Origin of the sequence: Pseudomonas monachiensis (genome assembly GCF_047345015.1) — a bacterium.
In the GTDB taxonomy this organism is placed as follows: Bacteria; Pseudomonadota; Gammaproteobacteria; order Pseudomonadales; family Pseudomonadaceae; genus Aquipseudomonas; species Aquipseudomonas monachiensis.
In genome coordinates this window covers 1,198,104-1,221,963 of the sequence record NZ_CP178857.1, presented here as the reverse complement: position 1 = coordinate 1,221,963, position 23,860 = coordinate 1,198,104, and the positions used below count along the sequence as shown (strand labels likewise).

The 23,860-nt window shown below is 59.1% G+C and carries 20 protein-coding genes; 1 reads left to right on the top strand and 19 read right to left on the bottom strand.

Annotation, left to right across the window (positions count from 1 at the left end):
* The first annotated feature begins 26 nt into the window (after positions 1–26).
* Positions 27–923, top strand: coding sequence for a LysR substrate-binding domain-containing protein (locus ACMDB8_RS05340; protein WP_409078239.1), 897 nt, complete (start codon positions 27–29; stop codon positions 921–923).
* 90 nt (positions 924–1,013) lie between these two features.
* On the opposite strand, the gene ispD is transcribed toward ACMDB8_RS05340, so the two are convergent.
* The 19 genes from ispD to uppS all read right to left on the bottom strand — a co-directional run bounded on the left by ispD (position 1,014) and on the right by uppS (position 23,854).
* On the bottom strand, positions 1,014–1,721 hold the full coding sequence (ispD, locus tag ACMDB8_RS05335; protein ID WP_409078240.1) for a 2-C-methyl-D-erythritol 4-phosphate cytidylyltransferase: 708 nt from the start codon (positions 1,719–1,721) through the stop codon (positions 1,014–1,016).
* Positions 1,718–1,996, bottom strand: a complete 279-nt coding sequence (gene ftsB, locus ACMDB8_RS05330; RefSeq protein ID WP_007996937.1) for a cell division protein FtsB — start codon at positions 1,994–1,996, stop codon at positions 1,718–1,720. Before ftsB ends, ispD begins: the two co-directional genes overlap by 4 nt.
* 171 nt (positions 1,997–2,167) lie before the next feature.
* On the bottom strand, positions 2,168–3,457 hold the full coding sequence (gene eno, locus ACMDB8_RS05325) for a phosphopyruvate hydratase (protein WP_056720952.1): 1,290 nt from the start codon (positions 3,455–3,457) through the stop codon (positions 2,168–2,170).
* 156 nt (positions 3,458–3,613) lie between these two features.
* On the bottom strand, positions 3,614–4,459 hold the full coding sequence (kdsA, locus tag ACMDB8_RS05320) for a 3-deoxy-8-phosphooctulonate synthase (RefSeq protein ID WP_409078241.1): 846 nt from the start codon (positions 4,457–4,459) through the stop codon (positions 3,614–3,616).
* A 5-nt stretch (positions 4,460–4,464) separates the two neighbouring features.
* The gene (locus ACMDB8_RS05315; RefSeq protein ID WP_056720956.1) at positions 4,465–6,096 is read right to left on the bottom strand and encodes a CTP synthase; all 1,632 of its coding nucleotides are present in this window, start codon (positions 6,094–6,096) and stop codon (positions 4,465–4,467) included.
* A gap of 274 nt (positions 6,097–6,370) precedes the next feature.
* Complete coding sequence (tilS, locus tag ACMDB8_RS05310) at positions 6,371–7,699, bottom strand: tRNA lysidine(34) synthetase TilS (RefSeq protein WP_056720958.1); 1,329 nt, start codon at positions 7,697–7,699, stop codon at positions 6,371–6,373.
* 148 nt (positions 7,700–7,847) lie between these two features.
* Positions 7,848–8,795, bottom strand: a complete 948-nt coding sequence (locus ACMDB8_RS05305) for an acetyl-CoA carboxylase carboxyltransferase subunit alpha (RefSeq protein WP_008052761.1) — start codon at positions 8,793–8,795, stop codon at positions 7,848–7,850.
* A gap of 139 nt (positions 8,796–8,934) precedes the next feature.
* Positions 8,935–12,456, bottom strand: coding sequence for a DNA polymerase III subunit alpha (gene dnaE, locus ACMDB8_RS05300; RefSeq protein ID WP_056720961.1), 3,522 nt, complete (start codon positions 12,454–12,456; stop codon positions 8,935–8,937).
* Positions 12,457–12,533: 77 nt separating this feature from the next.
* On the bottom strand, positions 12,534–13,160 hold the full coding sequence (gene rnhB / locus ACMDB8_RS05295) for a ribonuclease HII (RefSeq protein ID WP_056720962.1): 627 nt from the start codon (positions 13,158–13,160) through the stop codon (positions 12,534–12,536).
* An 11-nt stretch (positions 13,161–13,171) separates the two neighbouring features.
* Entirely contained in the window at positions 13,172–14,302 is a 1,131-nt protein-coding gene (gene lpxB / locus ACMDB8_RS05290) for a lipid-A-disaccharide synthase (protein ID WP_409078242.1), read from the bottom strand.
* A 2-nt stretch (positions 14,303–14,304) separates the two neighbouring features.
* Positions 14,305–15,081, bottom strand: a complete 777-nt coding sequence (gene lpxA, locus ACMDB8_RS05285; protein WP_056720968.1) for an acyl-ACP--UDP-N-acetylglucosamine O-acyltransferase — start codon at positions 15,079–15,081, stop codon at positions 14,305–14,307.
* Positions 15,078–15,518, bottom strand: a complete 441-nt coding sequence (fabZ, locus tag ACMDB8_RS05280; protein ID WP_007978374.1) for a 3-hydroxyacyl-ACP dehydratase FabZ — start codon at positions 15,516–15,518, stop codon at positions 15,078–15,080. The genes lpxA and fabZ overlap by 4 nt, the downstream gene beginning before the upstream one ends.
* Positions 15,519–15,626: 108 nt before the next feature.
* The gene (lpxD, locus tag ACMDB8_RS05275; RefSeq protein WP_056720970.1) at positions 15,627–16,682 is read right to left on the bottom strand and encodes a UDP-3-O-(3-hydroxymyristoyl)glucosamine N-acyltransferase; all 1,056 of its coding nucleotides are present in this window, start codon (positions 16,680–16,682) and stop codon (positions 15,627–15,629) included.
* A 3-nt stretch (positions 16,683–16,685) separates the two neighbouring features.
* Positions 16,686–17,189, bottom strand: coding sequence for an OmpH family outer membrane protein (locus ACMDB8_RS05270; RefSeq protein WP_056720972.1), 504 nt, complete (start codon positions 17,187–17,189; stop codon positions 16,686–16,688).
* Between the two features lie 45 nt (positions 17,190–17,234).
* On the bottom strand, positions 17,235–19,625 hold the full coding sequence (gene bamA / locus ACMDB8_RS05265; protein ID WP_056720974.1) for an outer membrane protein assembly factor BamA: 2,391 nt from the start codon (positions 19,623–19,625) through the stop codon (positions 17,235–17,237).
* A gap of 74 nt (positions 19,626–19,699) precedes the next feature.
* On the bottom strand, positions 19,700–21,052 hold the full coding sequence (gene rseP, locus ACMDB8_RS05260) for a sigma E protease regulator RseP (protein ID WP_056720976.1): 1,353 nt from the start codon (positions 21,050–21,052) through the stop codon (positions 19,700–19,702).
* 53 nt (positions 21,053–21,105) lie between these two features.
* Positions 21,106–22,296: a 1-deoxy-D-xylulose-5-phosphate reductoisomerase gene (gene ispC / locus ACMDB8_RS05255; RefSeq protein WP_056720978.1), complete on the bottom strand. Its 1,191-nt coding sequence runs from the start codon at positions 22,294–22,296 to the stop codon at positions 21,106–21,108.
* Positions 22,293–23,099 (bottom strand): phosphatidate cytidylyltransferase, encoded by an 807-nt coding sequence (locus ACMDB8_RS05250; RefSeq protein ID WP_409078243.1) that lies wholly within the window; start codon positions 23,097–23,099, stop codon positions 22,293–22,295. The genes ispC and ACMDB8_RS05250 overlap by 4 nt, the downstream gene beginning before the upstream one ends.
* On the bottom strand, positions 23,099–23,854 hold the full coding sequence (gene uppS / locus ACMDB8_RS05245; RefSeq protein WP_046041127.1) for a polyprenyl diphosphate synthase: 756 nt from the start codon (positions 23,852–23,854) through the stop codon (positions 23,099–23,101). The genes ACMDB8_RS05250 and uppS overlap by 1 nt, the downstream gene beginning before the upstream one ends.
* Between the last annotated feature and the right edge of the window lie 6 nt (positions 23,855–23,860).

Below are 23,860 nucleotides of genomic sequence, written 5' to 3'. Positions count from 1 at the left end.
TTATTGCTGTACAGGGATAATCTTCGATGTCCGAAAATCGCTGGGAAGGGATCGACGAGTTTGTCGCCGTTGCCGAATGCAGCCAGTTCACCGCCGCTGCAGAACGGCTGGGCGTTTCTTCCTCACACGTCAGTCGACAAATCGTACGCCTGGAAGAGCGCTTGCAGACTCGTTTGCTCTACCGCAGTACCCGTCGGGTCACGCTGACCGAAGCCGGGCAAACCTTCCTGCAACATTGCCAGCGTTTACAGGACGGCCGCGAAGAGGCGTTGCGCGCGGTCGGTGACCTGACCAGCGAACCCAAGGGCATGCTGCGCATGACCTGCGCCGTGGCTTACGGCGAGCGTTTCATCGTGCCGCTGGTGACCCGCTTCATGGGACTGTATCCGCAACTGCGTATCGACATCGAATTGACCAATCGCCAGCTTGAGCTGGTACACGAAGGCCTCGACCTGGCGATTCGCCTCGGGCGCTTACAGGATTCACGGCTGGTCGCCACCCGCCTCGCACCGCGCCGCATGTTTCTCTGTGCATCGCCCTCCTACCTTGAGCGCTACGGTCGCCCGCACAGCCTGTCGGAACTGAGCCGCCACAACTGCCTAATCGGCAGTTCGGACCTGTGGCAACTGGAACAGAACGGACGGGAATTTTCGCAAAGGGTCCAGGGAAACTGGCGTTGCAACAGTGGGCAAGCGGTACTGGACGCGGCGCTGCAAGGCGTCGGATTGTGTCAACTGCCGGATTATTACGTGCTGGAGCACCTGAAAAGTGGCGCGTTGATTTCACTGCTGGAGGCGCATCAACCACCGAATACGGCGGTTTGGGCGCTGTATCCGCAGCAGCGGCATTTGTCGCCGAAGGTGCGCAAGTTGGTGGACTTTTTGAAGGAGGGGTTGGCTCAAAGGCCCGAGTACAGGATTTAAGATCAAAAGATCGCAGCCTGCGGCAGCTCCTACAGGACTTCAGGTGATACGTAATCGATCTTTGTAGGAGCTGCCGCAGGCTGCGATCTACTAGCGACGATTAGCCCAACGCTGTCTCAACCATTCAAGATCCTCAGGACGCGTAACCTTGAGGTTATCGGACCGCCCTTCGATCAGCCGTGGTGCCAAACCTGCCCACTCCATCGCCGAGGCTTCGTCGGTAATAACGGCATCGGCCACCAGACTGTCAGCCAGTGCGCGATGCAACGCCCCAAGGCGAAACATCTGCGGCGTGTAGGCCTGCCAGATCACACTGCGGTCCACGGTTTCGACCACACGACCGTGTTTGTCGACCCGCTTGAGCGTATCCCGCGCCGGAACCGCCAATAGCCCGCCCACAGGATCATCAGCCAGTTCAGCCAGCAATTTGTCCAGATCGTCACGACTGAGGTTCGGCCGCGCGGCATCGTGAACCAGTACCCAATCCTCATCGTCGGCACCCTGCGCATGCAAATGCAGCAAGGCATTGAGCACCGAGCCGGAACGTTCGGCGCCGCCCTCGACCCGGGCAATACGCGGATCATTCGCACACGCCAGGTTCGGCCAATAAGGATCGTCAACAGCAACACTGACCACCAGACCTTTCAGGCATGGGTGGTCAAGGAAACAGCCAAGGCTGTGTTCGAGAATAGTGCGCCCGCCCAGTTGCAGGTATTGCTTGGGACGGTCCGCGGCCATACGGGCACCGATGCCCGCGGCAGGAATCACGGCCCAGAAGGCCGGTAACGAATTAATCATTGGGCCAGCTGGTAAAGGGTTTCACCATCCTTGACCATGCCCAACTCATGGCGAGCCCGCTCTTCGACGGTCTCCATGCCCTTTTTCAACTCACTGACTTCGGCGTCCATCACCCGGTTGCGCTCCAGCAACGCCTGGTTCTCAGCTTGCTGATCGGCAATCTGCTGAGTCAACTCGGCCACTTGCGCCAGGCTGCCATTACCCACCCACAGACGGTACTGCAGGCCAGCCAGCAGCAGGAGCAAGACGAGGAACAACCAATTGGGACTGCGCATCGAATATCAGGTATCCAGTGAAAAAAGACAGCCATGCCAAAACGTGAAGCTTCTGATAGCACGAAGCCTGGAAGAACCAGGCTTGTGCATATAAGGCATCAGATTAGTGGCAAAAAACGTCGCCGTTGCGATTTTTTCGACACAATCCGCTGACTATTTACCATTTAACAATCAGCCGCGGAACTCGCTGCGACCGTTGTACTTGGCTTTGCCGTTCAACTGCTCTTCGATACGCAGCAGTTGGTTGTACTTGGAAACGCGGTCGGAACGGCACAGGGAGCCGGTCTTGATCTGGCCAGCCGAGGTGCCCACGGCCAGGTCGGCAATGGTCGAATCTTCGGTTTCGCCGGAGCGGTGCGAGATCACGGCAGTGTAACCGGCAGCCTTGGCCATCTGGATGGCTTCCAGGGTTTCGGTCAGGGTACCGATCTGGTTGAACTTGATCAGGATCGAGTTGGCGATCTTTTTGTCGATGCCTTCTTTCAGGATCTTGGTGTTGGTGACGAACAGGTCGTCGCCTACCAGCTGGGTCTTCTCGCCGATCTTGTCGGTGAGGATCTTCCAGCCAGCCCAGTCGGACTCGTCCAGGCCATCTTCGATGGAGATGATCGGGTAACGCTCGGTCAGACCTTTCAGGTAATCAGCGAAACCTTCGGCGGTGAACACCTGGCCTTCGCCGGACAGGTTGTACTTGCCGTCTTCGTAGAATTCGCTGGCTGCGCAGTCCAGAGCCAGGGTCACGTCGGTACCCAGTTTGTAACCGGCGTTGGCCACGGCTTCGGAGATCACTTTCAAAGCGTCTTCGTTGGAAGCCAGGTTCGGTGCGAAACCACCTTCGTCACCCACGGCAGTGCTCAGGCCACGGGCCTTCAGTACAGCCTTGAGGTGGTGGAAAATCTCGGTGCCCATGCGCAGGCCTTCCGAGAAAGACTTGGCACCAACCGGCTGAACCATGAATTCCTGGATGTCGACGTTGTTATCGGCGTGCTCGCCACCGTTGATGATGTTCATCATCGGAACCGGCATCGAGTAGACACCCGGGGTGCCGTTCAGGTTGGCGATGTGAGCGTACAGCGGCAGGTCCTGGTCCTGTGCTGCTGCCTTGGCCGCGGCCAGGGAAACGGCGAGGATCGCGTTGGCGCCCAGGGAACCTTTGTTTTCAGTACCGTCGAGCTTGATCATTGCCAGATCGAGCGCTTTCTGGTCGCTTGGATCCATGCCTTTCAACAGGTCGCGGATCGGACCATTGATGTTGGCTACGGCCTTCAGAACGCCCTTGCCCAGGTAACGGCTCTTGTCGCCATCACGCAGCTCGAGCGCTTCACGCGAGCCAGTGGAAGCACCGGACGGCGCGCAGGCACTGCCGATGATGCCGTTGTCGAGAAGCACGTCCGCTTCCACGGTGGGATTGCCACGGGAGTCGAGAACTTCACGACCTTTGATGTCGACGATTTTAGCCATTGTTGTAAACACTCCAAAGTTGACGAAAACGACGCAGCTGTAGGAAATCTTTGATCGTCGGCAAGTGAGGTGCAGCGGGCAGTCTTGCAGACGACAAGGCTCAGGCCCGAGGGCCTGGGCATTAAATCGTGCGGTACTTTACCGGAGAATTGAAGATTACGCGGTTTCTACCGTCGGAAAACTCTTCACCAGTTCGTCCAAAGCCTTGAGCTGGGCCAGGAATGGCTCCAGTTTGTCCAGGCGCAAGGCGCAAGGACCGTCGCATTTGGCGTTGTCCGGATCCGGGTGGGCTTCCAGGAACAGGCCAGCCAGGGACTGGCTCATACCGGCTTTTGCCAGGTCGAGGACCTGGGCGCGACGACCGCCGGCCGAATCGGAGCGACCACCAGGCATTTGCAGCGCGTGGGTCACGTCGAAGAACACCGGGTATTCGAACTGCTTCATGATGTCAAAGCCAAGCATGTCGACGACCAGGTTGTTGTAGCCGAAGCTCGAACCACGCTCGCAGAGGATCAACTGATCGTTACCCGCTTCCACGCATTTGTTCAGGATGTGTTTCATTTCCTGAGGCGCGAGGAACTGGGCTTTCTTGATGTTGATCACAGCGCCGGTCTTGGCCATCGCGACCACGAGGTCGGTCTGGCGCGACAGGAAGGCCGGCAACTGGATGATGTCGCAGACTTCAGCGACGACCGCGGCCTGGTCCGGTTCGTGGACGTCGGTGATGATCGGCACGCCGAAGGCTTGCTTGATGTCCTGGAAGATGCGCATGCCTTCTTCCAGGCCAGGACCACGATAGGAGGTCACAGAAGACCGGTTGGCCTTGTCGAAACTGGCCTTGAACACGTAAGGGATACCGAGCTTTTCGGTGACCTTCACATACTCTTCGCAAACCTGCATGGCCATGTCACGGCTTTCCAGCACGTTCATGCCGCCGAACAGCACCATGGGCTTGTCGTTGGCAATCTCGATGTCGCCGACGCGGATGATCTTCTGTGCCATCGGGGTTACGCCTTCTTCTGGTGTTGAGCCAACGCTGCCTTGACGAAACCGCTGAACAGCGGGTGACCGTCGCGTGGCGTCGAGGTGAACTCAGGGTGGAACTGGCAAGCCACGAACCATGGATGATCCGGTGCTTCAACCACTTCGACCAGTGCGCCATCACCGGAACGACCGGAGATTTTCAAGCCAGCCTCCATGATTTGCGGCAGCAGGTTGTTGTTCACTTCATAGCGATGACGATGACGCTCGACAATCACGTCCTTGCCGTAGCAACCGTGGACCAGGGAACCCGGCTCCAGCAGGCAATCCTGCGCGCCCAGACGCATGGTGCCGCCCAGATCGGAGGTTTCGGTGCGGGTTTCGACAGCGCCGGTGGCATCTTCCCACTCGGTGATCAGGCCCACGACCGGGTGACCGCTTGCACGATCGAACTCGGTGGAGTTGGCGTCTTTCCAGCCCATCACGTTACGTGCGAACTCGATAACGGCCACTTGCATGCCCAGGCAGATACCCAGGTACGGAACCTTGTTTTCGCGAGCGTATTGAACGGCAGTGATCTTGCCTTCAACGCCACGCAGACCGAAGCCGCCCGGTACCAGGATGGCGTCGACGCCTTCGAGCAGCGCGGTGCCCTGGTTTTCGATGTCTTCGGAATCGATGTAGCGCAGGTTGACCTTGGTACGGTTGCTGATGCCGGCATGACTCATCGCTTCGATCAGCGACTTGTAGGCGTCCAGCAGCTCCATGTACTTGCCGACCATGGCGATGGTGACTTCGTGCTCAGGGTTGAGCTTGGCGTCGACCACTGCTTCCCACTCGGACAGATCGGCACCGCCGCATTGCAGGCCGAAACGCTCGACGACGAAATCATCCAGGCCCTGGGAGTGCAGGATGCCCGGGATCTTGTAGATGGTGTCGGCGTCTTCCAGCGCGATCACCGCACGTTCTTCAACGTTGGTGAACTGCGCAATCTTGCGACGCGAGGAAATATCGATCGGGTGATCGGAGCGGCACACCAGCACATCTGGCTGCAGACCGATGGAACGCAGTTCCTTCACCGAGTGCTGGGTAGGCTTGGTCTTGGTTTCGCCGGCAGTGGCGATGTACGGCACCAGAGTCAGGTGCATCAGCATCGCGCGCTTGGCGCCGACTTCGAAACGCAGCTGGCGGATGGCTTCGAGGAACGGTTGCGACTCGATGTCACCCACGGTGCCACCGATCTCGACCATTGCCACGTCAGCATCGCCCGCGCCCTTGATGATGCGGCGCTTGATTTCGTCGGTGATGTGCGGGATCACCTGGATGGTTGCGCCCAGGTAGTCACCACGGCGCTCCTTGCGCAGGACGTGTTCGTAGACACGGCCGGTGGTGAAGTTGTTGTTCTGGGTCATGGTCGTGCGGATGAACCGCTCGTAGTGGCCCAGGTCCAGGTCGGTCTCGGCGCCGTCGTGGGTGACGAACACTTCACCGTGCTGGAACGGGCTCATGGTGCCCGGGTCGACGTTGATGTACGGGTCCAGCTTCAGCATGGTGACCTTAAGTCCCCGCGCCTCCAGGATGGCCGCCAATGATGCCGATGCAATGCCTTTCCCCAATGAAGAAACAACACCGCCCGTGACGAATATGTAGCGCGTCATGAAAAACCCTAGAAGTCTGCGTTAAAGCGGTCCGAGCCGCCGGGGAAAGCGAAGGAAGGCCGAAGCCCCCGATCACCTGCATTAATCACAGTGCACCTTTCAAAAAAACCGCCGCGTTGGGACAGACCGGAAAATGAAACACCGGTTCGTTGCTCGCTACACATTTTTTGGAATCGCCCAGCAAAGACTGCTTGGTAATCGGCAACTCCTGCAATTCAGGCGAATCCACAGAAGTTGTATCAAGAAGGGAGCGTAGTCTACCGGAAAGCCCCTTTCAGCTCAAACCTTGATCTTCGTTCAGTGGCCGCCAATGCAAATGCCAGTCGCCGAGTGCACCACCATCGAGCCCCTTGAGGTTCGCTACCGCCAGCAGTTGCCCGTCTTTGTAGAGCAGCGGCAATCTGCCGCGTACGAAGGACGGTACAGCGCTTTCATTGAGCAAACGTTTCAAGTCCCGATGGCCGCGGCCTGGCAATGCCATGATCTCTCCCCCTTCACGATAGCGGATATGCAGCGGGCCATCGGGGATTTGGCCGGTGAGCCAAAGCATTCCATTGCCCGGGATAGCCAGCGGTGACGCCGGATCCAGCCACGCCCCGGCGACGGGCAGAGGCCGCATCCAGTGGCCGGACAGCCACCAGATCCGCCCGTCCGACCGATGCAGTTCGCCATCGGCCAGCCGCCACACCGGGCAGGCATCACCGGTGGCATCGCGCAAGTCCTCCCAACCCGACCAATGGTCAGTATCCGGCAAGCGGCTCAACGGTCCGAGCCAATGACTCAAGGCGTTGCGCTGCCGGGCATCAGACAATTGCGCAAGGGGCGCCAGTTCAAGGGATCGCAATCCCAGCCAAGCGAACTCACTGGCAGAACTGGCCTTATGCAGATCCAATTCCGCCAGTTCTTCGAGCAGCCCCTGCGCTTCAGTCAAATGCGCCGCGCTGCGGGCCATGGTCGCCACCGCTTGCGGCCAGCGCTGGATCAGCACGGGGAAGACTTGATGCCTAAGGTAATTGCGCGAGTACTGCCGATCCTGGTTCGAGGGATCTTCGATCCAGCTCAAGCCATGCTCATTGGCATAAGCCTCCAGTTCAGCCCGCGTGACATCAAGCAATGGCCGCAGCAGATGCCCCTTGCCCAACGGGCGCTGACGCGGCATCCCGGACAATCCACGCACCCCGGCTCCGCGCAACAAGCGAAACAGCAGGGTTTCCGCCTGATCGTCGCGGTGCTGGGCCGTCAGTAGCACTTCGTTGTCCTGAACGGTTTCAGTGAAGGCCTGATAACGCGCATCCCGGGCTGCACGTTCAAGGCTGGCACCCGGCTGCACCTGCACGCGAACCACTTGCAGCGGCACACCCAGCGCAGTGCACACGGCACGACAATGTTCCGGCCACGCACCGGCCACGGCTTGAAGGCCATGATGGACATGGATGGCGCTCAGCGCCGGCAGGGATTCAGTTTTGGAGAGTGTTGCCAGAAGGTACAGCAGGACAGTGGAGTCAAGGCCGCCGGAGAAGGCAATGCGCCAGGTCGCAGCATTGCGCCATGGTTTCAGATTCAGCAAAAGCCTGGAAGGCAAATCAAATGCGGACCGCCCCATATCTGCCTCCTATGCACAAATCAAATGTGGGAGCGAGCTTGCTCGCGATAGCGGCCTGACATTCAACATACTCGTCGACTGTCATCCCCTCATCGCGAGCAAGCTCGCTCCCACAGTGGTTTGCGTCGCTGGCCGAATCGGTATTCGATCAGAGACCGTAGCTCATCAGTCGATCATAACGACGCTTCAACAGCGCATTGTTATCGAACTTCTTGAGCATCGCCAGTTGCGAGCTCAGTTCGGCGCGGATCGATGCGGCTGCGGCAGCCGGGTCACGGTGCGCGCCGCCCAATGGCTCGCCAATCACCTTGTCCACGATGCCCAGGCCCTTGAGGCGCTCGGCGGTAATGCCCATCGCTTCTGCGGCATCCGGCGCTTTCTCGGCGGTTTTCCACAGAATCGAAGCGCAACCTTCCGGCGAGATCACCGCGTAGGTCGAGTATTGCAGCATGTTCAGCTGGTCGCAGACACCGATCGCCAGTGCACCACCGGAACCACCCTCACCGATCACGGTGGCGATGATTGGGGTTTTCAGGCGAGCCATGACACGCAGGTTCCAGGCAATCGCTTCGCTCTGGTTGCGCTCTTCAGCGTCGATGCCAGGGTAAGCGCCCGGGGTGTCGATGAAGGTCAGGATCGGCATTTTGAAACGTTCGGCCATTTCCATCAGGCGGCACGCCTTGCGGTAGCCTTCCGGACGCGGCATACCGAAGTTGCGGCGAACTTTCTCGCGCACTTCACGGCCTTTCTGGTGGCCGATGATCATCACCGGCTTGTCGTCCAGACGTGCAATGCCACCAACGATGGCAGCGTCGTCCGAGAAGTGACGGTCACCGTGCAGTTCGTCGAACTCGGTGAAGATGTGTTCGATGTAGTCCAGGGTATACGGACGTTTCGGGTGACGCGCCAGACGTGCGATCTGCCAGCTGGTCAGCTTGCCGAAGATGTCTTCGGTCAGCGTTTTGCTCTTGTCCTGCAGGCGGGAGATCTCATCGCCGATATTCAGCGAATTGTCATTACCGACCAAGCGCAACTCTTCGATCTTGGCTTGCAGGTCGGCGATCGGCTGTTCGAAATCTAGAAAATTCGGGTTCATAGGCGTCCGTCTTGGGTCGAGTCCCAAGGGTTCTTGGGCCGGCCGGTTGTCTATTCGCGCCCTACCTTAAGGGACAGGCGCGTTGAGGTCGAGATTAAAAATTCAGGTCGAGGTCAGGGCAATCTGATAGCACTGACCGTCAACGGTATTGGAGGAAGACGTTGTCTCGCCCGAACTGGTCACGCAGGGCTTGAATCAACGCATCCGCCGGATCGATTCGCCAGCCTTCGCCGAACTGCAACATGGCCTTCGCATCGGGGCTGGTGTAGTCCATGGTGACCGGGCACGCGCCGCGGTGACGCTTCAACAGTTCACCCAGCCAACGTAGCTGATCGCCCTTGAGGTCCTTGGCATGCAACTTCAGGCGCAAGCTTTCGGCCAGATTGGTACGCGCATCCTCCATGCTCATCACCCGCTTGACCCGCAACTTCAGGCCACCGGAGAAGTCATCGTTGCTGACTTCGCCTTCGACCACCACCATCGCGTCGGTCTGCAACAGCGACTGCGCGGAATGGAACGCTTCGGAAAACAGCGAGGCCTCGATCCTTCCGGAGCGGTCGTCGAGGGTGATGAACCCCATCTTGTCGCCCTTTTTGTTCTTCATCACCCGCAAGGCGATGATCATCCCGGCAACAGTCTGGGTATCACGCGCCGGTTTCAGGTCGATGATGCGCTGGCGGGCGAAGCGACGGATTTCACCTTCGTATTCGTCGATCGGGTGACCGGTCAGGTACAGGCCGAGGGTATCTTTCTCCCCTTTCAGGCGCTCCTTGAGGGTCAGTTCCTTGGCCTTGCGGTGGTTCGCGTAGACGTCGGCGTCTTCTTCGACAAACAGACCGCCAAACAGGTCGGAGTGACCGCTGTCCTGCGTACGCGCGGTCTGTTCGGCCGCCTTGATCGCCTCTTCCATGGCGGTCAGCAGCACCGCCCGATTGCGGTCGATGTTGGCCTGGTAGGCTTTCTGCTCGTCGTGGAAATACGGCCCGAGGCGATCCAGTGCACCACTGCGGATCAAACCGTCGAGGGTGCGCTTGTTGATACGTTTGAGGTCGACCCGTGCGCAGAAATCGAACAGATCCTTGAACGGACCGGCCAGACGCGCTTCGGTGATCGCCTCGACCGGGCCTTCACCCACGCCCTTGATGGCGCCCAGGCCGTAAATGATCCGGCCTTCGTCGTTCACCGTGAACTTGAATTCGGACGTGTTCACGTCCGGCGCGTCGAGACGCAGCTTCATGGTCCGCACTTCTTCGATCAAGGTCACGACCTTGTCGGTGTTGTGCATATCCGCCGAGAGTACCGCGGCCATGAACGGCGCCGGGTAGTGCGCCTTCAGCCATGCGGTCTGGTACGACACCAGGCCATAGGCGGCGGAGTGGGATTTGTTGAAGCCGTAACCGGCGAACTTTTCCACCAGGTCGAAGATGTTACCGGCGAGGTCCGCGTCGATATTGTTGGTGGCGCAACCTTCAATGAAGCCACCGCGCTGCTTGGCCATTTCCTCGGGTTTTTTCTTACCCATGGCTCGACGCAGCATGTCCGCACCACCGAGGGTGTAACCGGCCATGACCTGGGCAATCTGCATCACCTGTTCTTGATACAGGATGATGCCGTAAGTCGGTGCCAGTACCGGCTTGAGGCCTTCGTACTGGTAGTCCGAGTGCGGATACGCCAACTCGGCGCGACCGTGCTTACGGTTGATGAAGTCGTCCACCATGCCCGATTGCAGCGGGCCCGGACGGAACAGCGCCACCAGTGCGATCAAGTCTTCCAGGCAGTCGGGCTTGAGCTTTTTGATCAGCTCTTTCATGCCGCGGGATTCAAGCTGGAACACCGCCGTGGTTTCGGCTTTTTGCAGCAGTGTGTAAGTCGGCTTGTCGTCCAGCGGGATGAACGCGATGTCGAGCGGCGGCTCGTTGACCTTGGCGCGGTCGCGGTTGATGGTTTTCAGCGCCCAGTCGATGATCGTCAGCGTTCGCAGGCCGAGGAAGTCGAACTTCACCAGGCCAGCCGCCTCGACGTCATCCTTGTCGAACTGGGTTACCAGGCCGTCACCGGCTTCGTCGCAATAGATCGGCGAGAAGTCGGTCAGCTTGGTCGGCGCGATAACCACACCACCGGCGTGCTTGCCGACGTTACGCACAACGCCTTCGAGCTTGCGGGCCATCTCCCAGATTTCCGCGGCCTCTTCATCGACCTTGATGAAGTCGCGCAGGATCTCTTCCTGCTCATAGGCTTTTTCCAGGGTCATGCCGACTTCGAACGGAATCATCTTCGACAGACGATCCGCCAGGCCATAGGACTTGCCTTGCACCCGTGCCACGTCGCGGACCACAGCCTTCGCCGCCATGGAACCGAAGGTGATGATCTGGCTTACGGCATTGCGGCCGTACTTCTCGGCTACGTAGTCGATTACCCGGTCACGACCGTCCATGCAGAAGTCGACGTCGAAGTCGGGCATCGATACCCGTTCCGGGTTGAGGAAGCGTTCGAACAGCAGGTCGTATTCCAGCGGATCGAGGTCGGTGATCTTCTGTACGTAGGCCACCAGCGATCCGGCACCCGACCCCCGGCCAGGACCTACCGGTACGCCGTTGTTCTTGGCCCACTGGATAAAGTCCATCACGATCAGGAAGTAACCGGGGAACCCCATCTGGATGATGATATCCAGTTCGAAATTCAGTCGGTCGACATAGACCTGACGCTTGGCTTCGTAGTCTTCGGTGGTGTCTTTGGGCAGCAGAACACTAAGGCGCTCTTCCAGGCCGTCGAAGGACACCTTGCGGAAGTACTCGTCGATGGTCATGCCATCGGGGATCGGGAAGTTGGGCAGGAAGTGCGTCCCCAGTTTCACTTCGATGTTGCAGCGCTTGGCGATCTCGACGGTGTTTTCCAGCGCCTCGGGAATGTCGCTGAACAGCTCGGCCATTTCCTTGGCGCTTTTGAGGTACTGCTGATCGCTGTAGTTCTTCGAACGCCGCGGGTCGTCCAGGGCACGGCCCTCACCGATGCACACACGGGTTTCGTGGGCGGCGAAGTCTTCCTGCTTGATGAAGCGCACATCGTTGGTCGCCACCAGCGGCGCACCGAGCTTCTCGGCCAGGGCCACGGCGCCGTGCAGCTGCTCTTCATCGTTGGGGCGATTGGTGCGCTGGATTTCCAGATAGAAACGATCCGGAAACACTTCCATCCATTCCCGCGCCAGGGTTTCGGCCTCGGCGGGGTTGCCGCTGAGCATGGCCTGGCCGATCTCGCCTTCTTTGGCCGCCGACAGCATGATCAAGCCCGAGTTGGCTTCAGCAACCCATTCGCGCTCGATGATGACCGCGCCATTGCGCTGACCATCGATGAAACCGCGGGAAATCAGCTCGGTAAGGTTGCGATAGCCTTCGGCGTTCATCACCAGCAGGCTGATCCGGCTCAGCGGGTTGTCCGGATCCTTGTTCGACAGCCACAGGTCAGCGCCGCAGATCGGCTTGATCCCGGCACCCATGGCGTTTTTATAGAATTTGACCAGGGAACACATGTTGTTCTGGTCGGTGACCGCTACGGCAGGCATGTTCATGCCAACCAGGGTCTTGACCAGCGGTTTGATCCGCACCAGACCGTCGACCAGGGAGTATTCAGTGTGCAGGCGTAGGTGAACGAATGAAGCCGGCATAGTGATCCTGTCTGTAAACATGAAGACAACAAGGCCCGGATTGTACCGGGCCTTGGTAAAAAAAATCAGCCTTGCGACTAACTCTCTACGACGCTCTCTAGCGCCTCATACGCCAGACGCACCGGGGCAAACGAACGCCGATGAATCGGGGTCGGCCCGAGCCGTGCCAGCGCTTCCAGATGAACGGGGGTCGGGTAGCCTTTGTGCCCACCAATGCCGTAGCCCGGGTAGATCAATTCGAATGCGGCCATTTCACGATCACGGCTGACCTTGGCCAGGATCGATGCGGCGGCGATAGCGGGAACCTTGCTATCGCCCTTGACCACGGCTTCGGAACGCATCGGCAGTTTCGGGCAACGGTTGCCGTCGATCATCGCCAGCTTCGGCTGAACGTGCAGCCCGGCGACCGCGCGCTGCATGGCCAGCATGGTGGCGTGCAGGATATTCAGCTCATCGATTTCTTCGACCTCGGCGCGAGCGATGCACCAGCTCAGGGCTTTTTCGCAGATTTCGTCGTAGAGCTTTTCGCGACGGGCTTCGGTGAGTTTCTTCGAGTCGTTCAGGCCGAGGATCGGGCGATTCGGATCAAGGATCACTGCCGCCGTCACCACCGCGCCACAGAGCGGGCCGCGACCCACTTCATCGACACCGGCAACCAACTCTTCGATTTCAGCGACCAAGGTGAAATCCAGCCCCATCTGCATATTCGGTTTACTCATTTTACTTGGCCGATCAGGTTCAGCACTGCGTCCGCAGCCTGGTTGGAGGCATCCAGACGCAGGGTCCGGTGTATCTCGTCAAAACCGCGGGTCTGCTCTTCGCCACCCTCGATCAGCGGCGACAAGGTCTGGGCCAGCGCTTCGACCGTGGCATCGTCCTGCAACAACTCGGGCACCAGCAGACGCTGGGCCAACAGGTTCGGCAACGAAATATAGGGGCTTTTCACCATGCGCTTGAGAATCCAGAACGTCAGCGGCGCCAGGCGATAGGCGACCACCATCGGCCGCTTGTACAGCAGCGCTTCAAGCGTTGCAGTGCCGGAGGCAATCAACACCGCATCGCACGCTGCCAGGGCCAGATGAGACTGGCCATTGAGCAGGGTCAGCGGCAGATCGCGACCGGCCAACAGTTCTTCCAGCTGTGCACGACGTTGCGCACTGGCGCAAGGCATGACAAACCGCACCCCCGGGCGCAGCGCACGCAAGCGCTGGGCCGTATCGAGAAACAACGCACCGAGCCGGCCAACTTCACCGCCGCGGCTGCCGGGCATCAACGCCACCAGCGGCCCGTCGGGCAAGCCAAGTTCGGCCCGCGCAGCAGCGCGATCGGCCTGGAGTGGAATGGCGTCGGCCAGGGTATGGCCGACGAACCGCACCGGCACGCCTTTCTCTTCGTAGAATCTGGCTTCAAACGGGAACAGCGTGAGCATCAGGTCGCAGCCTTCGCGAATCTTCAGCACGCGTTTCTGCCGCCAGGCCCAGACCGACGGGCTGACGTAATGCACGGTCTTGATCCCGGCCTGGCGCAACTTGAGTTCGATATTGAGGTTGAAGTCGGGCGCGTCGATACCGATGAACACATCGGGTTTCGCGTCGATCAGGTCGGCGACCAGCTTCTTGCGCCTTGCAAGCAGCTCGCGCAACCGGCCCAGCACTTCCACCAGGCCCATGACGGACAGACGTTCCATCGGAAAATACGAGGTCAGGCCTTCTGCCTGCATCAACGGACCGCCAACACCAATGAATTCGACGGCAGTGTGACGAGCCTTGAGCGCACGCATGAGGCCCGCACCCAGAATGTCACCGGAAGCTTCACCCGCTACCAGCGCAATACGCAGATTGGCCATGGTTAGCGAGTGATGCCGCGAGTCGAAGACTGGATGGAGTCGCGGAACACCGCTACTTCCGGGAATTGCGCAGAAGGCTCGGCGAGTTCGGCAAGCGCCTGCTCCACGGTCAGGCCCTGGCGGTAGACAATCTTGTAGGCACGACGCAGCGCGTGGATCGCATCTTCGCTGAAGCCCCGACGGCGCATGCCCTCGAAGTTCATGCTCCGGGCTTCAGCCGGGTTGCCGAACACCGTGACATAGGCAGGAACATCCTTGCCGATCGCCGTACCCATGCCTGAAAAGCTGTGGGCGCCGATGTGGCAATACTGGTGAACCAGGGTAAAACCGGAGAGGATCGCCCAGTCTTCCACATGCACATGGCCCGCCAGTGCGGTGTTGTTGACCAGGATGCAGTGGTTGCCGATAACGCTGTCGTGGCCGATGTGGGCATAGGCCATGATCAGGTTGTGATCGCCCAGGGTCGTTTCCGAGCGGTCCTGGATGGTGCCACGGTGAATCGTCACGCCTTCACGGATGACGTTGTGATCACCGATCACCAGGCGGGTTTCCTCGCCCTTGTACTTAAGGTCAGGTGTATCTTCGCCCACCGAGGAAAACTGGTAGATGCGATTGTGCTTACCGATTCGGGTCGGGCCCTTGAGAATCACGTGCGGCCCGATGACTGTCCCCTCGCCGATTTCCACACCTGCGCCGACGATCGACCACGGGCCGACCTCGACGCCGTCAGCCAGAACGGCTGTCGGATCGATGATTGCACGAGGGTCAATCAAACTCATAGCTTGCGTTCCGCACAGATGATCTCAGCCGAGCAGACAGGCTTGCCATCGACCGAAGCCTGGCATTCGAACTTCCAGATCTGACGCTTGCAGCTGATGAACTTGGCTTCAAGGATCAACTGATCACCCGGCAATACCGGCTGGCGGAAGCGCAGCTTGTCGGAACCGACGAAGTAATAGAGCGTGCCGTCGGCCGGTTTCACGTCAAGCATTTTGAAACCAAGGATTCCGGCAGCCTGAGCCATTGCCTCGATGATCAATACGCCCGGCATGATTGGATGCGCAGGGAAGTGACCATTGAAGAACGGTTCGTTGATGCTGACATTCTTGTAGGCACGAATGCGCTTGCCTTCAACATCCAGCTCCACTACCCGGTCCACCAGCAGGAACGGGTAACGGTGAGGCAGGTATTCGCGAATCTCGTTGATGTCCATCATTTCGGGGGGAAGCCTATGTAAAGATTGGGGGCGCGCGACGGGCGCACGCTCCACTAGCAAATCAGGGACGCAGTCTAGCGACTGCGCGCACTTGATATGGAAATGGTATCAGCCATCTGATGAAGCATTACCGTCAGGGGTCACTTCCCCTGCCTGCTTTTCCAGCTGTCGCAGACGTCGCGCGATGTCATCGAGCTGACGGATACGTGCCGCGCTTTTGCGCCACTCGGCTGCCGGCTGCATGGCCGTACCGGAAGAATAGGCGCCAGGCTCGGTAATCGAGTGGGTCACCATGGTCATCCCGGTAATGAAAACGTTGTCGCAAATGTCGATGTGTCCCACCAGGCCTACGCCACCGGCGAGCATGCAATGCTTGCCGATTCTGGTGCTGCCGGAGATCCCGACGCACGCCGCCATGGCGGTGTGATCGCCCACCTGAACGTTGTGGGCAATCTGAATCTGGTTATCGAGCTTCACGCCGTTACCGATGACGGTATCGGCCAACGCACCGCGATCTATAGCCGTGTTCACGCCGATTTCAACATCATCGCCGATCAGCACACCACCGATCTGGGCGATTTTCTGCCAGATACCTTTTTCATTGGCAAAACCGAAGCCTTCGCCGCCGAGCACCGCACCGGACTGAATGACGACACGCTTGCCGACGCGCACGTCGTGATACAAGGTCACTCGCGGCGCGAGCCAGCCACCCTCGCCCACCACGCTGCGAGCGCCAATGAAGCAATGCGCGCCGACAGTCGTACCGGCTGCCACCTGCGCACCGCTTTCGATCACCACAAAAGCGCCGATACTCGCCGCCGGGTCGACAACCGCATCCGCCGCGATCACCGCCGTCGGATGAATCCCGGCTGCCGCCTTGGGCTTGGGATCGAACAGGTGAGAAACACGCGCGTAGGCTGCATACGGATCCGGCACCACCAGCACATCCCCGCCATGACCTTCGGCGTCAGCGGCCTTGAGCAACAGGGCTGCTGCCTGACTGCCTGCCAGGTACTTGCGATATTGGGGGTTTGCAAGAAAGCTCAACTGAGCTGGGCCAGCCTCCTGCAAGGTGGCTAGCCCAGTAATTGCTTTCTCGGGGTCGCCACGTAGCGTGGCGCCGAGGAACTCGGCCAGCTGGCCGAGCTTAATGGTCACGGTCATGGGTTACTTCAGCTGATTCATGCGCTCGATAACCTGGCGAGTGATGTCGTACTGAGGTTTGACATCAATCACTGCGCCACGCTCGAAGACCAGGTCAAAAGCACCTTTCTTGATGACTTCTTCCACAGCGCTGTCCAGTTTCGGCTTGAGCTGCTTCAGCATTTCACGGTCGGCAACGGCTTTGGCTTCGTTCAGCTCCTTGGACTGGAACTGGAAGTCACGGGCCTTTTGCTTGAATTCAAGCTCCAGACGCTCACGCTCGCCCTGCTGCATTTTGTCGCCACCGGCCATCAGACGATCCTGAATGCCCTTGGCGCTGGTTTCCAGCGACTTGAGCTTGGTCAGTTGAGGACCGAACTTCTTCTCGGCATCCACGGCGTATTTCTTGGCCGCGTCGGACTCCAGCAGAGCCATCTGATAGTTCAGAACAGCAATTTTCATGTCGGCGAACGCCGGACCAGCGACCAGTACGCTGGCCAGGAGAACCAATTGAGTCAACTTACGCACGATGCACTCCTACAAAATTCATTGTCGTTATCTTGGGTCAGACGCTTAGAACGTCTGGCCGAGAGAGAATTGGAACACTTGAGTTTCAGCGTCATCCGGTTTCTTGACTGGCATGGCCAGGGCGAAACTCAGAGGCCCCAGTGCGGTGACCCAGGTCACTCCCACACCGACAGAACTGGCCATGTTGCTCAGACTGACATCGTTACACTGCGTATTGGACTTCGACGCAGGGTTGGTGTTGGTCGTCTGCTCGCATTTGGAGTCGAATACGTTACCCACATCCCAGAATACCGAAGTACGCAGGGATCGTTGATCCTTGACGAACGGCAGCGGGAACAGAATCTCTGCACCACCCTGGATCAGGACGTTACCACCGAACGGCAGTGGATCCTGGTCCGGGTCAGCAAGAGTACCCGGGTTGCCCGTTTCGAGTGCGCCGCGGCTCGGAGTACTACGCGGCCCCAGTGTACTGTCCTTGAAGCCACGAACCGAGTTGAAACCACCAGCATAGTAGTTTTCATAGAATGGCAAGCCTTCGGTCGAACCGTAGCCGTCGCCATAACCCAATTCGGTGTGCAGGCGCATGGTGTAGTTTTCACTCAGCGGCTGGAACAACTGACCACGGTAGTCGAGTTTGAAGAACGACAAGTCACTACCCGGCACAGTGACTTCCGCCGTCAAGCTTTGGGAGTGACCACGAGTCGCCAAAACGCCTTTGTTCAGGGTGGACTCGGACCAACCGGCCGAAGCCTTGAAGTTCAGGTACTTGTCGCCTTCCTGGTTAACGAAGTCGAAGATCTCGTCGACGGTGTAAACGCCAGTCTTGATCGTGTCCTGTTGCGCATTCAGGCCGAAGGTCAGACGCGAAGTCTCGCTGATTGGATAACCGACACTCACACCGGCACCCAGGCTGTCCACGGCGTAGCTGGCGACGTCGGTATCGAGTTCGTCATAGTCAGTGGTGCGGTAGAACGCGTTGTAACCCAGGCTCACGCCGTCGGCGGTCCAGTAGGGGTCGACAAAACCGAAGTTATAGCGGGTCTGGTATTCGCTTTTGGTCAAGCCGACGCTGACCTTGTTACCGGTACCCAGGAAGTTGTTCTGGGTGATCGAACCACCGAGGATCAAACCGGCGCTCTGGGCGAAACCGACGCTGGCGGTAATCGAACCGGAGGCTTGTTCTTCAACGCTGTAGTTGACGTCTACCTGGTCATCGACACCCGGCACGGCCGGAGTCTCAACGTTGACTTCCTTGAAGAAGCCCAGACGTTCCAGACGGGTCTTGGACTGATCGATCAGGTAGGTCGAAGCCCAGCCGCCTTCCATCTGGCGCATTTCACGACGCAGCACTTCGTCTTCGGACTTGGTGTTGCCACGGAAGTTGATGCGGTTCACGTAGGCACGCTTGCCCGGATCGACCGCGAACAGGATGTCTACGGTGTGATCTTCTTCGTGCGGTTGAGGCACGCCGTTGACGTTGGCGAAGGTGTAACCCTCGTTCCCCAGGCGACGGGTGATCAGTTCGGAGGTGGTGGTCATCAGCTTGCGCGAGAACACCTGGCCTTTTTGCACCAGCAGCAGGGACTTGACCTGGTCTTCAGGGACTTTCAGGTCACCGCTGAGCTTGACGTCACGAACGGTGTACTTGTCGCCTTCGTTGACGTTGACGGTGATGTAGACGTGCTTCTTGTCCGGCGTAATGGAGACCTGGGTCGAAGCGATATCCATGTTGATATAGCCACGGTCCAGGTAGTAGGAACGCAGGCGCTCCAGGTCACCGGACAGTTTCTCACGGGCGTACTTGTCGTCGTTCTTGAAGAACGACAACCAGTTGGTGGTCTTGAGTTCGAACAGGTCGATCAGGTCTTCATCAGGGAAAACCGTGTTGCCCACAACGTTGATGTGCTGGATAGCCGCAACGGTGCCTTCGTTGATGTTGACCTTCAGGCCGACGCGGTTACGCGGCTGTGGCACCACTTCGGTGTCGACGGTAGCCGAGTAGCGACCCTGGGCGACGTACTGGCGTTGCAGTTCGTTACGCACACCTTCAAGGGTGGCACGCTGGAAGATCTCGCCTTCGGCCAGACCGGATTGTTTGAGGCCTTTCATCAAGTCTTCGGTAGAGATCGCCTTGTTACCTTCGATCTCGATACTGGCGACCGACGGACGCTCGACTACCGTGATGACCAGGACGTTGCCATCGCGGCCCAGCTGGATATCTTGAAAGAAACCGGTTTTGAACAACGCACGAGTGGATTCCACCAGGCGACGATCATCCGCCTGTTCACCGACGTTCAACGGCAAAGCACCAAAGACGCTACCCGCGGAGACCCGCTGGAGGCCATTGACGCGAATATCAGAGATAGTGAAGGACTCGGCGTGAACTTCGGCGATCATCAATACGGTGAGAACCGCAGTTAGCAGCAGACGTTTCATGAAGTCCTTTCTTATTCCAACTGGCAATAAACAAACTGCCGCAAAATGCGGCAGATTCGCAATTCAGCGAAGCGTTACAGTCGACCCAGATCATTGACAAGAGCAAGCAACATCACCCCAATCACCAAACTGATGCCGATCTGTATCCCCCAACCTTGCACCCGATCTGACAAGGGACGACCACGCACCCACTCGATCAGATAAAACAACAAATGCCCCCCATCCAGTACCGGAATGGGCAACAAATTCAGAACACCCAAGCTAATACTCAGATAAGCAAGGAAATTCAGGAAATCAGCAACACCCGACTGGGCCGAAGCGCCCGCCACTTTAGCAATGGTTATCGGTCCACTCAAGTTTTTTACCGAGAGCTCACCGAACAACATTTTCTTCAGTGAATCGAGGGTCAGCACGCTCATGGTCCAGGTGCGTCGTGCCCCTTCGCCAATTGCTGCCAATGGCCCGTAGCTGACCTCGCGGATCATCTCCGGCGGCCAGTCGATCGCTTTCACCCCTGCCCCCAAATAACCGCTGGGCGATTTGCTCTCGCCGCGAGCGGCAAGCGTCACAGGGACGTCGATTTGAGCACCGTCGCGCTCAACCCGCAGCATGATTTTGGTATCGGGATGCTTACGGACGGTATCGACAACCTGCTGCCAGTCATCCAGCGCACGGCCATCAAGCGCCAGCAACCGGTCACCAGTCTTCAGGCCGGCAGCCTGAGCCGGCCCCTTTGGATCGAGTTCGGCCAGGACAGGCGGCAATGCCGGACGCCACGGACGAATCCCCAATGAATGGATAGGATCGGGCTCATCAGCCCCTTTGAGCCATTTGTCCAGCGCAAGTTCACGAGGAGAATCGGTCGTGGAGCCTTGTTCGCGCACCAATACCTGCAATGAACCGCTCTCGCCCAGGCGACGCACCAGTTGCAGATTCACCGCCGCCCAGCCGGAAGTCGCCTCGCCATCAATGGCCACGATTTCCTGGCCGGGGCTCAAACCCGCCTTGGCTGCAATACTGCCGGACTCGACAGCGCCGATGACCGGACGCACCTGCTCGCTGCCGAGCATCGCCAACGCCCAGAAGAACACCAATGCCAACAGGAAGTTGGCTATCGGCCCCGCCGCTACGATGGCTATGCGCTGACGAACGGATTTGCGATTGAAGGACTGGTCGATCTGGTCGAGCGGCACTTCACCTTCGCGCTCGTCGAGCATCTTGACGTAGCCACCCAACGGGATGGCGGCGACGACAAATTCGGTGCCCTGCTTGTCATGCCAGCGCAGCAAAGGCATGCCGAAGCCTACGGAGAAGCGCAGCACCTTGACCCCACAGCGACGCGCAACCCAAAAATGGCCGAACTCGTGGAAGGTAACCAGCACACCCAGAGCGACCAGGGTGCCGACAATCATATAGAGCGCGCTCATCTACTTTCTCCGCATTCCTATCCGCTGCTGCGTGGGCCAACTATCCACAGCATTTACCGCCCGTGACGGCTCAACCATTGTCCGGCCAGCAATCGCGCCTTCGCGTCTGCCGTGAACACTGCATCGAGATCATCCACAGCCACTACGGGCTCCAGATTCAGTACTTCCTCGATGATACTCGCGATTTCCGGGTAACGAACCCGTTCGTCGAGAAATGCCGCCACCGCCACCTCGTTCGCCGCATTGAGCATGGCCGGCGCGCTGTTACCCGCTTCGGCCGCCTGACGGGCCAGACGCAGGCAAGGAAAACGCTCTTCATCGGGCGCCTGGAAGTCCAGTCGCGCAATGGCAAACAGATCCAGCGGCGCCACACCCGAATCGATCCGCTCCGGCCAGGCCAGGGCATTGGCGATGGGCGTGCGCATGTCCGGATTACCCAGCTGTGCCAGAACGGAACCGTCGACGTAGTCGACCAGCGAATGGATCACACTTTGCGGGTGAATCACCACCTCGACCTGGGATGGCCTGGCATCGAACAGCCAGCAGGCTTCGATCAACTCAAGCCCCTTGTTCATCATGCTGGCCGAGTCCACGGAGATTTTTCGCCCCATGGACCAGTTCGGATGAGCACACGCCTGATCGGGAGAAACATGCGCCAGCTCAGCCATTGGCGTCTGCCGGAACGGACCGCCTGAAGCCGTCAGCAAAATCCGGCGCACACCGACCGACTCAAGGCCACGGGCATAATCCAGCGGCATGCACTGGAAAATCGCGTTGTGCTCGCTATCGATCGGCAGCAACACCGAACCACTCTTGCGCACGGCCTGCATGAACAGCGCGCCGGACATGACCAGCGCTTCTTTATTAGCCAGGAGGATCTTCTTGCCAGCCTCGACCGCCGCCAGTGTCGGACGCAATCCCGCCGCACCGACGATGGCCGCCATGACCGTATCGACTTCCGGATCGGAAGCGACCTGGCACAAACCCTCCTCGCCCACCAGGACACGGGTCGAAAGACCCGCCGCGCGCAAATCATCCTGCAGGGTACGGGCAGCTGCGACTTCAGGTACCACGGCAAATCGCGGGACATGGCGCACGCAAAGCGCCAGCAATTCACTCAAGCGGGTGAAGCCAGTCAAGGCAAAGACCTGATATCGATCCGGGTGACGAGCGATGACGTCGAGCGTACTCAGGCCAATCGAGCCGGTCGCGCCCAGAACGGTAATCTGTTGCGGGCGGCTCATGGGGCCGCCATCCACAGCAGCACCGCAAACAGCGGAATCGCTGCCGTCAGGCTATCGATACGATCCAGCACGCCGCCGTGACCCGGAAGCAGATTGCTGCTGTCCTTGATCCCGGATTGACGCTTGAACATGCTTTCAGTGAGATCACCCACCACCGAAATGAACACGATCAGCGCGGCACCGACCAACCCCTTGAACAGTTCGGCCACCGTCCAGTCGCGCACCAGAGCAACGATTGTGGTAATCACCAGGCTCAACGCCAGACCACCGTACACGCCTTCCCAGCTTTTGCCCGGACTGACCTGCGGTGCGAGCTTGCGCTTGCCGAAAGCACGACCGGAGAAGTAGGCGCCAATATCGGCCCCCCAAACCAACACCATCACTGCCATGATCAGCCAATTACCCAGCGGGTATTGCTTGATCTGCACCAAGCCTTGCCAGGCCGGCAGGAGAATCAGCAGGCCGATCACCAACTTGGTCGCCGCATTGGACCAATGCTCGCTCGAACGCGGATAGGTCAGCACCAGATACGTCGCCACTGCCCACCACAGCACCGAAGCGCCCAATACCCAAGGCGCGAGGCCGGGCAGGATGTACATGAGGAACAGCGCCAAAGCGACCACAGCGGCATAGCCGACGCGGAACGCTTGAGCGGCGAAACCCGCCAGACGCGCCCATTCCCAGGCACCGAGGGTCACGACCAGCCCGATGAACAGTGCAAAACCGGAACCTTCAAGCAGGAAAAACCCGCACAGGGCAATCGGTAGCAGGATCAGCGCGGTGATGATTCGTTGTTTAAGCATTAAACCCGGGCTCCAGCCTCGACCTGCTCGCTCGTTTTACCGAAGCGGCGCTGGCGGGAAGCGTAATCGGCCAGCGCATTGCGCATGGCATCGTGTTTGAAGTCCGGCCAGAACAGGTCGGAGAAATACAGCTCGGCATAGGCCAACTGCCAGAGCAGGAAGTTGCTGATGCGGTGCTCGCCACCGGTACGGATACACAGGTCCGGCAGCGGCAGGTCGCCCGTGGCCAGACAGGTCTGCAGCAGATCGGGCGTGATGTCTTCCGGACGCAGGTGTCCGGCCTGGACCTCTCGCGCCAGTCGTTGCGCTGCTTGCGCGATATCCCACTGACCGCCGTAATTGGCGGCTATCTGCAGGACAAATCGATTGGCGCCGGCCGTCATGGCCTCGGCTTCACGCATGGCAGCCTGCAGCTCTGGATGAAAACGCGAGCGATCGCCAATGATGCGCAGGCTGATGTTGTTGTCGTTGAGGCGCTTGGCCTCTCGACGCAGCGCCTTGAAGAACAGATCCATCAAAGCGCTGACCTCATCGGCCGGACGCTGCCAGTTCTCGCTGGAAAAGGCGAACAGGGTCAGCACTTCGACCTTGGCCTCGGCACAAACTTCAATGACGGCACGCACCGCATCCACGCCCGCTTTATGCCCGGCGACACCCGGCATAAAGCGTTTTTTCGCCCAGCGATTGTTACCATCCATGATGATCGCGACATGGCGCGGCACCGCGGACGGTGCAGACTGCTTGGTCTTTTCCATGAAAAC